An 11,467-nucleotide genomic window follows, 5' to 3' on the forward strand; every position below is an offset into this window, starting at 1 on the left:
GTAGCTCATAAGTGCTTCGTCTCTTGGTCGGGAGAAGCGCCGACTCTACCAGCTGGCCCTTCAACTACCAATTGCACTTATTATCCGAAACCGCCTATAATATAAACGTTAAGCTTCAGTTTTATCGATGGACAAAGATCGGATCTTCGGCATGTCATGAAGAGTGGATCAACTCGCTATGAAAACTGTCAGGGTTCGTTAAAAATGATGAGAGGGAACAATGAAAAAAATCGAGCTTAAAAAGACCACTGCATTCCTGGTCGCCATGGCTGCCCTAGCCGGTATGACCATGGCTGCACAGGTTCAGGCTGCTGAAATGAAGTCTGTTGCCAACGACTCGTCCAAAGCAGTTGTTGTCGACTCCTCGGGTAACTGTGTTCTGAGTGCTGATGGTCGGGCGGCCATGGCACCCGAGTGTGGATTGATGGCTCCCAAGGCTCCTGAAGGTGATGCTGATGGCGACGGTGTCGTCGATAGCAAGGACAAGTGCCCGAACACACCTGCAGGCGCTCCGGTTGACGCCATGGGTTGCGCATTGGACTCTGATGGCGATAGTGTTAAGGACTACAAAGACAAGTGCCCAGGTACCCGCAAAGGCGCCAAGGTCGACATGAACGGCTGTGAGATCATCGATAGCTTAACCATCGACCTGACCAGCGACGAGTTCGATTTCGACAGCGCCGTACTAAAGCACGCAATGAAGGGTGCCCTGAATGACGTGGCTATGAAGGTGATGAAATCCAAAGGTGATGAGTCACTCATGATCATCGGTCACACCGACAGTGTCGGCTTCGAGGCCTACAACCAGGGCCTGTCAGAGCGTCGTGCCCAGGTGGTGGCCGATTATCTGGGAAGTCTTGGTGTCAGTTCCAACAGGATGGCAACCAAGGGTATGGGTGAGTCTCAGCCCATCGCCGACAACGGTACCGAAGAGGGCCGCGCCAAGAACCGTCGTGTTGAGATCATGACCAAGTAATATCTTGGATCTTCAGGGGGGTGATATTTTCCCCGACCAAAAAATAGCCGGGCAGTGAGCCCGGCTATTTTTTTGTGCAGTAGAGTTTGATCAGCAGTTAAACGATTCCGCTAGATCGCCTTGGCCTGATCCACTGCGTTGCCGATATAGCTGGCCGGGGTCATATCCCGCAGGGTTGCCTTCGCCTCCTCGGGGATATCCAGGCCATCCACGAAGGCGCGCAGTTGCTCGGGGGTTATGCGCTGGCCCCGGGTCAGTTCCTTGAGCTTCTCGTAAGGCTTCTCGATGCCGTAGCGGCGCATGACGGTCTGGATTGGCTCGGCCAGAACCTCCCAGTTGTCGTCCAGGTCGGCAGCAAGTCTGGCCTCATCCGCTTCCAGCTTGCCTATGCCATGCATTACGGATTGCAGGGCAATGGTCGTGTAGGCCATACCCACACCCATATTGCGCAGCACCGTGGAGTCGGTCAGGTCACGCTGCCAGCGGGAAACAGGCAGTTTCAACGCAAGGTGATCGAACAGGGCATTGGCGATACCCAGGTTCCCTTCACCGTTTTCAAAGTCGATGGGATTGACCTTGTGGGGCATGGTCGAGGAGCCCACTTCACCGGCAACGGTCTTCTGTTTGAAGTAGCCGATGGAAATGTAGCTCCAGACGTCACGGCAGAAGTCGATTACGACGTTGTTGAAGCGGGCCACTGCGTCAAACAGTTCTGCCATGTAGTCGTGGGGCTCGATCTGGATTGTGTAGGGGTTCCAGGTCAGCCCGAGAGATTCCACGAACTGCTGTGCAAAGGCCTGCCAGTTCACCTCCGGATAGGCGGAAAGGTGGGCGTTGTAGTTGCCGACGGCACCATTGATCTTACCCATCAGGTCGATATCGGCCACCTGGTCGCGCTGACGCTGCAGGCGATGGACCACGTTGGCCATCTCCTTGCCGAGGGTGGAGGGTGAGGCAGGCTGGCCATGGGTACGGGACAGCATGGGTTTTTCTGCATGCTCGTGGGCCAGTTGCTTGATTGCCTTGATCAGTTCATCCATCTGGGGAATCAGCACCTGCCCACGGCCTTCACGCAGCATCAGGGCATGGGAGAGGTTGTTGATATCCTCCGAGGTGCAGGCGAAGTGAATGAATTCACTGATCGCCTCGAGTTCTTCGTTGCCTGCGATCTTCTCTTTCAGAAAATACTCCACCGCCTTCACATCATGGCTGGTGGTGCGCTCGATATTCTTTACACGTTGGGCATCTTCGATACTGAAATTATCGACAATGCTGTTGAGTATATTGAAAGCGTGTTCGCTCAGGGGTGGAGCTTCTTCTATCCCGGTGTGATTGGAGAGGGCCTGCAACCAGCGCACCTCGACGAGTACACGATGCCGGATCAGACCATATTCGCTGAAGATGGGACGCAGGTCATCGGTTTTGCTGCCATAACGTCCATCGACCGGGGAGACGACGGTAAGGGTCGAGAGTTCCATGTGATTCCTGTGTTTATTGGTTGTCGAACAAAGGGCAGAATTATAGCACTCTGGCGCTTGCAGATAACACGGTAGTTGGAAACTGGCGTGTTATCCCCATTTGTATTTCATGTTCCGGTTATGCTAATAAACAGGACGATTTGCATTTGTCATTAAAAAATTACTGATGCAGTGCGGAAAATTTATTGGATTTGGGGTATAACACCCGGGTCAAAAATAGAATATCTTTTAAAGAATTATTTTAAAATACAACGTAACTATCTGTTTTCATTGTGTTTATCCTAGATTTTGGAGAATGGAGCCGTGTTAGAAGCCTACCGCAAACACGAAGCAGAGCGCGCTGCTCAAGGTATCCCACCACTTCCTCTTGATGCAGAGCAGGTAGCTGAACTGGTCGTGCTGTTGAAGAATCCGCCTGCTGGAGAAGAGGAAAATCTTCTGGATTTGATTTCAAACCGCGTCCCTGCGGGTGTCGATCAGGCCGCTTATGTCAAAGCCGCTTTTCTGGCGGACCTTGCCAAGGGTAACTGTGACAGCCCGCTTATCGACAAGGGCCACGCGGTCGAGTTGCTGGGTACCATGCTGGGTGGTTACAACATTGCGCCAATGATCGAGGCATTGGATGACGAGGAGCTTGCACCCACGGCAGCCAAGGGACTCTCAAAGACACTTCTGATGTTTGATGCTTTCCATGACGTGAAAGAGAAGGCCGATGCTGGCAATGCATACGCAAAGGGTGTACTCCAGTCGTGGGCCGATGCGGAATGGTTTACGAGCCGTAACGATGTACCTGAAAAGGTTACCGTGACTGTTTTCAAGGTATCTGGCGAGACCAATACCGACGACCTCTCTCCGGCACCTGATGCCTGGTCCCGCCCTGATATCCCCCTGCATGCCAACGCCATGCTGAAGATGGAGCGCGAGGGAATCGTTCCTGATCAGCCGGGAACCCTTGGACCGGTCAAGTTGCTCGAGTCTCTCAAGGAGAAGGGGCATCCGGTTGCCTACGTGGGCGATGTGGTTGGTACCGGTTCATCACGCAAGTCTGCTACCAACTCGGTACTCTGGCATACCGGTGACGATATCCCCTTTATTCCCAACAAGCGGGCTGGCGGTTATGTGCTTGGGGGGAAGATTGCACCCATCTTCTTCAATACCATGGAGGACGCTGGTGCCTTGCCCATCGAATGCGATGTCAGCGGTCTCAATACGGGCGATGTGATCGATATCTATCCCTTCGAGGGCGTGGTTAAAAATACGGAAACCGGTGAGGAGATCACCCGTTTCGAACTGAAAACCAACGTGATACTCGATGAAGTCCGGGCCGGGGGGCGCATTCCGCTCATCATCGGTCGTGGATTGACCGACCGTGCCCGTGAAGCACTCGGCCTGGCCGCAACGGATGTGTTCAAACGCCCGGTGCCCGCTGAGGATAGCGGAAAGGGCTTCAGCCTGGCACAGAAGATGGTCGGCCGCGCCTGTGGTGTCGAGGGCATTCGCCCCGGTACCTATTGCGAACCGCGGATGACCACTGTCGGCTCCCAGGATACCACCGGTCCCATGACCCGTGATGAGTTGAAAGACCTGGCTTGTCTTGGATTCTCCTCTGACCTGGTGATGCAGTCTTTCTGCCATACGGCGGCCTATCCCAAGCCGGTGGATATCAACACGCACCACACACTGCCTGATTTCATCTCTTCCCGTGGCGGTGTGTCCCTGCGCCCGGGTGACGGTGTGATCCACTCCTGGCTCAACCGCATGTTATTGCCCGACACGGTTGGCACGGGTGGTGATTCCCATACCCGATTCCCCATTGGCATTTCATTTCCGGCAGGTTCCGGACTTGTTGCCTTCGCGGCAGCTACAGGGGTTATGCCCCTGGATATGCCGGAATCCGTACTGGTCCGCTTCAAGGGGGATTTGCAGCCCGGTATCACCCTCAGGGACCTGGTCAATGCGATTCCTTACTATGCAATGAAGCAGGGACTGCTGACTGTCGCCAAGGCGGGCAAAGTGAATATCTTCTCCGGGCGCATTCTCGAAATCGAGGGGCTGCCGGAACTCAAGGTTGAGCAGGCGTTTGAGCTCTCTGACGCTTCAGCGGAACGCTCTGCCGCAGGCTGTAGTGTGAAGTTGGATAAGGATCCGATCATCGAGTACCTCAACTCCAACATCACCCTGTTTAAGTGGATGATCGCCAACGATTACGAAGACAAGCGTACCCTGCAGCGTCGTATCGATGCCATGGAACAGTGGCTGGAGAACCCGGAACTGCTGGAAGGGGATGCAGATGCTGACTACGCAGCAGTGATCGAGATCGATTTGAATGAGGTCAAGGAGCCGATCCTGGCCTGTCCGAACGATCCCGACGATGTGAAAACCCTCTCCGAGGTTGCCGGAGAAAAGATCGACGAGGTCTTCATCGGCTCCTGCATGACCAATATCGGCCACTTCCGTGCAGCGGGCAAACTGCTGGACGGCATGCACGACCTGCCCACTCGTCTCTGGATGGCGCCGCCTACCAAGATGGATGAGCATATTCTTACTGAAGAGGGCTACTACAGCATCTTTGGCAAGGCGGGTGCGCGCATGGAGATGCCCGGGTGTTCCCTCTGCATGGGTAACCAGGCACGGGTGCGCGACAACGCCACCGTGGTCTCTACATCCACGCGCAACTTCCCCAATCGCCTGGGAACGGGAGCCAATGTCTACCTGGCATCAGCCGAAATGGCTGCCGTATCGGCGATCATTGGCAAGATTCCGACCATGGATGAATACATGGAATATGCCAAGGAGATCGACACCATGGCCGAGGATGTCTATCGTTACATGAACTTCGACCAGATCGAGTCTTATCGCAAGGTGGCTGACAAGGTGATTCCGGTTGTAGCGGCCTGATCCAATAGATTCGGCAACAAAATAAGGGCTGGCAGGTCGACTGTCAGCCCTTTTTAATTCCTGACCCCGGAGAGGAATTCATCGACTGCTTGCTGCATGGTGATATCACCATCGAGCACAGCCTGGCGGTAGCGCCGGTTCCAGTGGGGCATCAGCAGGTCGGCGCGCCTCCACTCTTCAAGAATCACGTGGGTGAGGGGGCCGCCCTGGTCCAGAAAACCACTCTCTTCACAATCCCGGGCCATTCGGTCCCGGTCGTAGGCCAGGCGAATGATCTGTTTCTGCCAGTTGCCATTACGAAACTCCAACTGGGCATAGCTGGACCGGGTATCACCGTCGAAGGGTGATCCCACCGATCCGATATTGAGTATATCGATTCCCCGGTAGACTCTTTCATGGACCTTGTGGGTGTGGGCGGTAATAAACAACCGGGTCTCTTCGGGAAGTTTTCCCTCGAGCGCTTCGTCCGGGATGCTTTGGGAGATCCCGCTGCGGTTGCCACTGAGGGTGCCATGGGTGACATGGACCCACTGATCGCTCTTTGGTGCGTGGAAATCGAGGTGGTCAGCCCAATTGTCGAACTGATTGACTGCTTCCCCAAGCTGGTTAGCGGTCCAGTCGGCAAACTGGCGTAGAGCGGCCTCCTGTTTGTTTACAGGAGCTACTTGTGCACAGTGCAGTATGTAATCTTCGTGGTTTCCGCGCAGCGCAATGCAGTGATGTCTCTCCTGCATCCGGTTGAAGAGATTCAAACACTCGAGGTTGCGTGGTCCGCGATTGACCAGGTCACCATTCATGATGACCAGGACAGGAGACCAGCGCTCGATGTGTGCCGCCACTTCCTCGAAAGCGGGGAGATTGGCCTGAACATCGGAAAAAACAGCGACACGCATATTATTGATACCGGGTTGGGATGGTCTGTCAGATCTCTTTTACGCCAGCAGGCTGCTCTGCAGGCTTGGCCTCTTCAGTTGCTTGGTCATATATCTCTTTGCTCTTATCCTTGGCGGCATCGTAGTACTCTTTCGACTTCTCCTTTGTCGTATCCCAGAGCTCTTTTGTCGTTTCGCCAATGGACTGTCCTATTTCGCTTCCCTTCTCTTTGCCCGCTTCATAGATCTCCTTGGATTTGTCCGCTGCAGCATCGCCGTACTCCTTGCTCTTGTCCACCACATCGCCGGTGATCTCTTTTGTGGATTCCCAGGCATCCTGTCCTATCTGCTTGGCTTTGTCAGTAATGCTCGGCTCTGTACTGCGATCGGTTACCGGGGCAGGGGGAGGCGTGTCTTCCGCTTCCTGTATAACCGGTGCAGGCTCGACTGTCGTCTGCTGAGCATTCGAAGCGTCCTCACAGCCAATAAGTAACAGTGGGAGGGCTACGGACAGGATCGTCATGGGTTTCATCAGTTTTCCTCTATCAGTTGCATATCCAGGATCGGCAGATTATTCATTATTTTGGGGACCGATTCTGTGAATGGGATGTCAGTTGTCAGGGTTAGTGAAGCATCTCGGACGCCTTGATCTCCCGAATCAACTCTTCTGCCAATCTTGCGGATGTTTTACGGTGGAATAGCATTTTCAGTCGACTGCCTCCGCATTGTCGCCACAGCATGGCGGAGCGAATGCCAGCCAGCAGCAAGGCGCGAATCTTGTTGACGTTTTCCGGGTTCTGCAGGTGCAGTGGTTCACCCTGGATCATGATGCGCGGTTGCAGCGTACTGATCGTGCCGGCATAGGTCTCCGCCAGCTGGGCCAGTATATTGCTGTGCAACATGGGGAAATACTCGAGACGCTCCGTGGCAAGCCCGATCTCATCGCCTATGCGTTGCAACATGGAAGCCTGTTTGGAAAGCTTGCGCTCCAGGTGGAGCAGGGCAATTGCATAGCGGGTAACCTCGATATTTCTGCCCTTTTCGCCTTCTTCCAGTTGATCGAGCATTGTCTGCAGACCGAAAGAGAGGCCCTTGATGCCGTTGAATATGTCCTCTACAGAATCAGCGTTGACTTTGAACAGGCTGTGGATGCTGGTTTCCATGGCCGTTGCCTCCCCCATGCCGGTACGTGCGACCTGGGAAGCCAGGCCCGCGGCCTGGAAAACGCCCGCCAGGGCGATGCATCTATCACGTTCTGTCTTCATTTCTCGATTTTCTCAGTAAAACTGTAGCCTGCCAATGGGTACCGGGGAGCGCCGATAGGCCCTAAAACGTCGTTTCGATAATACCGCCACCAAGACACTCATTGTCGAGGTAGAAGACAATGGATTGTCCGGGTGTGACCGCACGCTGTTTAGCGTCAAAAAGTACCTTGCAGCAGCCGTCTTTATCATTTTGTACGGTGCAGGACTGCAGTGGTTGGCGGTGGCGAATGCGCGCCTTGCACGTTAATGGCAGGTGCGGTGATTTGCCGGAGACCCAATGCAACTGGGAGGCGACCAGGCCATCTTTCAGCAGCAAGGGGTGATCGTGTCCCTGTGCCACGATCAGGTGGTTGTTTTCAAGATCCCTGTCGACCACGAACCAGGGTATCTCACTGGCATCGGCACGCCCTCCAATACCCAGGCCCTTGCGTTGCCCCAGGGTGTAATACATCAACCCCTGATGTTGACCGATCTGTTCGCCCTCCGGGGTGATCATCTCTCCCGGATTTGCAGGAAGGTAGCGGCGCAGGAATTCAGTGAACTTGCGCTCGCCGATGAAACAGATCCCGGTGCTGTCCTTTTTCTTGTGATTGGGAAAAGCGGCCTGCTCTGCAAGTCTCCGTGCCTCGGATTTCTCCAGGTCACCCAGGGGGAAGCGGGCGTGGCTGAGCTGGGGCTGGCCGAGCATGTACAGAAAATAGGTCTGGTCCTTGTTTTCGTCTTTGGCCCGCAGCATGTGGACACCGTTGGCGTCAGTCAGGGTACGCGCATAGTGGCCAGTGGCGATGCCCTTGGCGCCCAGGGTCATGGCATGATCAAGAAAGGCCTTGAACTTGATTTCACGATTACAGAGGACATCTGGATTCGGCGTTCTTCCTGCACGGTATTCTGCAAGGAAATACTCAAACACGTGATCCCAGTATTCGCTTGAAAAATTAATGGTGTGAAGGGGGATGCCGAGTTGATCGGAGATCGCCTGGGCATCGGCAAGGTCTTCCGTAGCCGAGCAGTAGGCCTCGGTGTCATCCTCCTCCCAGTTCTTCATGAATAGGCCTTCTACTTCGAAGCCCTGCTCTTTGAGAAGAAGTGCCGCAACCGACGAGTCGACCCCACCGGACATGCCAACGATGATTTTTTCCCGCTTACTCATTCACAACGCTCAAAAAAATCATTCTGTGGAACATGGAAGCAATGTCATTCGGTACATGCATTGGGATTGTAATGATAGGGGAAGAGCAGTTCATAGTGTCCGGTTAATTATCAGCCAAGATCGTTCAGAATGCTCAACGGATAGTTTTTACCATCGAGATAGTCGTCTATGCAGCGAAGCACCATGGGGCTTCGAAGCTGTGAACCTCTTGCTGCCAGCTCTTCCCGGCTCAACCAGACAGCCTGGATGATGCCGTCGTCAAGGGGTTGGTCTGGAGTATGGTCACTGCATTTTCCGAAGAAGCAGTAGCGCAGATAGGTGTCTCCGTTTGGTGGAACCTGCCAGCGGTATATTCCGAGTAGTCCTTCCGGTTCGAATCCCCACGCGGTCTCTTCACGGGTTTCGCGGATGACAGCATCGATGAGGCTCTCTCCTTCATCGAGATGCCCAGCCGGCTGGTTGAAAACCACCTGTCCGTTTCTTGTCGTCTCTTCGACAATGAGGAAACGACCGTCTCTTTCAACGACAGATGCAACAGTTGTTCGTGGGGACCAGCTCATGATGGGATTTTACAGTCAAATACAGCCACTGTCAGACAGTTTAGAGGTCAGTTGCCGTTCAAAATCCTGCGGGGGAGATCATGTTTTTATCTTGTCCAACTCAATTATCCGCCACTGCCCGGGTTCCAGGCGTCCCAGCCGCCAGCGTCCCACCTCTTTTCGTACCAGGCGCAGGGTCGGGAACCCCACCGCCGCTGTCATACGCCTGACCTGCCGGTTTCTACCTTCGCGGATTTTTATCTCGATCCATTGGGATGGGATTTTTGCACGGTAACGAACAGGGGGATCTCTTGGCCAGAGTTCCGGCTCAGGGATCAGTCGGGCTTTAGCCGGCAGGGTGGGGCCGTCTTTCAAATCCAGGCCACTGCGAAGCCTTTCGATAGCATCGTTACCGGGTATGCCCTCAACCTGGACGAGATAGGTTTTCCAGGTCTTGAAGCGGGGGTTGGCTAGCCTGTGCTGCAATTTTCCGTCATCGGTAAGCAGCAGAAGGCCTTCGCTGTCCCGGTCGAGTCTGCCAGCAGGACAAACGCCTTTCAGGGAGATATAGTCTGCAAGGGTCTCCCGACCCTCCTGGTCAGTGAACTGGCTCAGGACGTTATAGGGTTTGTTGAACAGGACAAGACGCGACACGGATTCAGTTGATTGTGATGAAACAGGGAGAGATTATCATCCAGGCGGCCATCATATTCCACCGGTGAGGGAACGTTTCCGGAAACGATGAGCGGCAACTCAGTATTGGATCAGAACTTCCTCGAAATCGATGCCAAAGAAGCCCGCTGGAAGGCCACGGGAAATGAAAACATCATGATCCATCTTTGACAGGTCAATCTGTCGCAAAGGCGAGACGGGGTTTTTATCAGCATCCAGGAAAAGAATGACAGAGGGACGAAGACGAAGATGCTGGCTGATCGAAACGACTGCGCCGACTTCACCGGTATTCAGCTCTACCAGTGAACCTACGGGATAGATACCGATGGTCTGGATGAAATTTTCGATGAGATCCGGCGGGAACTTGATTCCGCGCAGTGAGTAGAGCTCGGTGATTGCAGCATGAGGTGACATGGCGCCACTTTGAACGTAGGGGCGCTCGCTGGTCATGGCATCGAAGCTGTCCGCAATGCCGGCGATTTTTCCATAAAGCGGTATATCGTCATTATGAAGCTGCTGGGGATAGCCGCTGCCATCCGATCGCTCATGGTGGGTGGCAATCATTTGCAGCAATTCCATGTGGGCGCCGTTATCGGTGGAGTTTCGGGTTGCTTTTGCGAGGACCTTGACGCCGAGGTTCACGTGCTCGTCCATCTGTTGTTTTTGATCCGGAGTGAGTTTATTTCTGCTTTTCAGCAAATCAACCGGTAGACTGCTTTTGCCCACATCGAGCAGCAAGCCACCCAGGGCGAGGTTTTGAATGTCGTTTATTTCCATCCCCAGGTGCCGGCCGAATGTTGCGCACCAGACGGAAGTGCTCAGAGAGCGGGTATAGGTGTAGGTGTCCAGTTTTTTCATCTGGGCCATCCACATCATGGCGGAAGGATTGTGGACAATGCTATCCACCATGTCGGATATGCCTTCCCTGACAATTACGAGATCGAGTTTTTTGTGCTGTTCGAGATCGGTAACGACACGTTCAAGTTCTCTTACGAGTTTCTTGTATATCTTGTCTGCTTTTTTTATCTCGGTTTCGAAGGGCGTTACATTTTCATAACTCTTCCGGTTGAGCTTGCCCAGTTCATTAGGGTCAGTGCTGATGCTGTAGTCCTGGACTTCGGCTTCTTGCTGTTGGTCTGTAAATGACGTGGATTTCTGTCCTGAAATGTACATTGGAGCCGGTGAAGGGCCCCGGTCGACATCGACATAGACGAATCTGCCGTACTCCTTCAGGCGCTCAATATCCTCATCAGACTTGATGAGGACGCCCTGGAGTGGGAAGGGAGTATCCAGCCAGTCCGTGTTTTCCAGGCGAGAGACGTACATACCTACCTTAAGTCCGGCTATATTGGCCCGAACCTCATTTACAGCGGTATCTGTGTCCATCTTCTCGTTCACTGCATCCATGAGAAACTGTCTGCCTTGTATTGTTCCTGCGCCTAATTTAACCACTGTCGATACAGTTTGACAATTAGGAGAACAAAACGACTGTAATGCTCGGAACACTATTGGTTATTCAGGGCGGTTTCAAGTAATAACTGCAATTCAATTACGCAGCAAGCAAATCTACTTGCCGCCCCATAAATAATTCATTCGGTGATCGATAGCCTCTTGTGG

At 53.7% G+C, this 11,467-nt stretch carries 10 protein-coding genes; 2 read left to right on the top strand and 8 right to left on the bottom strand.

The window, feature by feature from the left end; genetic code table 11:
* The first annotated feature begins 220 nt into the window (after positions 1-220).
* Positions 221-976, top strand: coding sequence for an OmpA family protein (locus tag BOW53_RS10930; RefSeq protein WP_078488023.1), 756 nt, complete (start codon positions 221-223; stop codon positions 974-976).
* A gap of 110 nt (positions 977-1,086) precedes the next feature.
* Here the strand turns inward: BOW53_RS10930 and purB are convergent, their stop codons facing one another.
* A complete protein-coding gene (gene purB, locus BOW53_RS10935; protein WP_078488024.1) occupies positions 1,087-2,454 on the bottom strand; it encodes an adenylosuccinate lyase in 1,368 nt (455 codons plus the stop codon).
* A 303-nt stretch (positions 2,455-2,757) separates the two neighbouring features.
* On the opposite strand from purB, the gene acnB reads away from it, so the two are divergent.
* Positions 2,758-5,352, top strand: a complete 2,595-nt coding sequence (gene acnB, locus BOW53_RS10940) for a bifunctional aconitate hydratase 2/2-methylisocitrate dehydratase (RefSeq protein ID WP_078488025.1) — start codon at positions 2,758-2,760, stop codon at positions 5,350-5,352.
* Positions 5,353-5,405: 53 nt separating this feature from the next.
* On the opposite strand, the gene BOW53_RS10945 is transcribed toward acnB, so the two are convergent.
* The 7 genes from BOW53_RS10945 to BOW53_RS10975 form a co-directional block, all read right to left on the bottom strand.
* Positions 5,406-6,245 carry a metallophosphoesterase family protein gene (locus BOW53_RS10945; RefSeq protein ID WP_078488026.1) on the bottom strand — a complete coding sequence of 280 codons (840 nt, stop codon included), beginning with the start codon at positions 6,243-6,245 and terminating at the stop codon, positions 5,406-5,408.
* Between the two features lie 28 nt (positions 6,246-6,273).
* A complete protein-coding gene (locus BOW53_RS10950; protein WP_078488027.1) occupies positions 6,274-6,756 on the bottom strand; it encodes a hypothetical protein in 483 nt (160 codons plus the stop codon).
* Positions 6,757-6,847: 91 nt separating this feature from the next.
* Positions 6,848-7,489, bottom strand: a complete 642-nt coding sequence (gene hflD, locus BOW53_RS10955) for a high frequency lysogenization protein HflD (protein ID WP_078488028.1) — start codon at positions 7,487-7,489, stop codon at positions 6,848-6,850.
* Positions 7,490-7,550: 61 nt separating this feature from the next.
* Positions 7,551-8,639, bottom strand: a complete 1,089-nt coding sequence (mnmA, locus tag BOW53_RS10960; protein ID WP_078488029.1) for a tRNA 2-thiouridine(34) synthase MnmA — start codon at positions 8,637-8,639, stop codon at positions 7,551-7,553.
* A 110-nt stretch (positions 8,640-8,749) separates the two neighbouring features.
* Positions 8,750-9,199 carry an NUDIX hydrolase gene (locus BOW53_RS10965; protein ID WP_078488030.1) on the bottom strand — a complete coding sequence of 150 codons (450 nt, stop codon included), beginning with the start codon at positions 9,197-9,199 and terminating at the stop codon, positions 8,750-8,752.
* Between the two features lie 78 nt (positions 9,200-9,277).
* Positions 9,278-9,832: a pseudouridine synthase gene (locus tag BOW53_RS10970; RefSeq protein WP_078488031.1), complete on the bottom strand. Its 555-nt coding sequence runs from the start codon at positions 9,830-9,832 to the stop codon at positions 9,278-9,280.
* 99 nt (positions 9,833-9,931) lie between these two features.
* Positions 9,932-11,257, bottom strand: coding sequence for a cyclic di-GMP phosphodiesterase (locus tag BOW53_RS10975; protein WP_078488032.1), 1,326 nt, complete (start codon positions 11,255-11,257; stop codon positions 9,932-9,934).
* Positions 11,258-11,467 lie beyond the last annotated feature (210 nt).

Source organism: Solemya velesiana gill symbiont, from assembly GCF_002020805.1.
GTDB lineage: Bacteria > Pseudomonadota > Gammaproteobacteria > Chromatiales > Chromatiaceae > Sedimenticola_A.

What these genes read in the sequence shown, in the direction of transcription:
- BOW53_RS10930 (WP_078488023.1), top strand. Translation starts at nt 221, where the DNA reads ATGAAAAAAATCGAGCTTAAAAAGACCACTGCATTCCTGGTCGCCATG.
- purB (WP_078488024.1), bottom strand. Translation starts at nt 2,454, where the DNA reads ATGGAACTCTCGACCCTTACCGTCGTCTCCCCGGTCGATGGACGTTAT.
- BOW53_RS10945 (WP_078488026.1), bottom strand. Translation starts at nt 6,245, where the DNA reads ATGCGTGTCGCTGTTTTTTCCGATGTTCAGGCCAATCTCCCCGCTTTC.
- BOW53_RS10950 (WP_078488027.1), bottom strand. Translation starts at nt 6,756, where the DNA reads ATGAAACCCATGACGATCCTGTCCGTAGCCCTCCCACTGTTACTTATT.
- hflD (WP_078488028.1), bottom strand. Translation starts at nt 7,489, where the DNA reads ATGAAGACAGAACGTGATAGATGCATCGCCCTGGCGGGCGTTTTCCAG.
- mnmA (WP_078488029.1), bottom strand. Translation starts at nt 8,639, where the DNA reads ATGAGTAAGCGGGAAAAAATCATCGTTGGCATGTCCGGTGGGGTCGAC.
- BOW53_RS10965 (WP_078488030.1), bottom strand. Translation starts at nt 9,199, where the DNA reads ATGAGCTGGTCCCCACGAACAACTGTTGCATCTGTCGTTGAAAGAGAC.
- BOW53_RS10975 (WP_078488032.1), bottom strand. Translation starts at nt 11,257, where the DNA reads ATGGATGCAGTGAACGAGAAGATGGACACAGATACCGCTGTAAATGAG.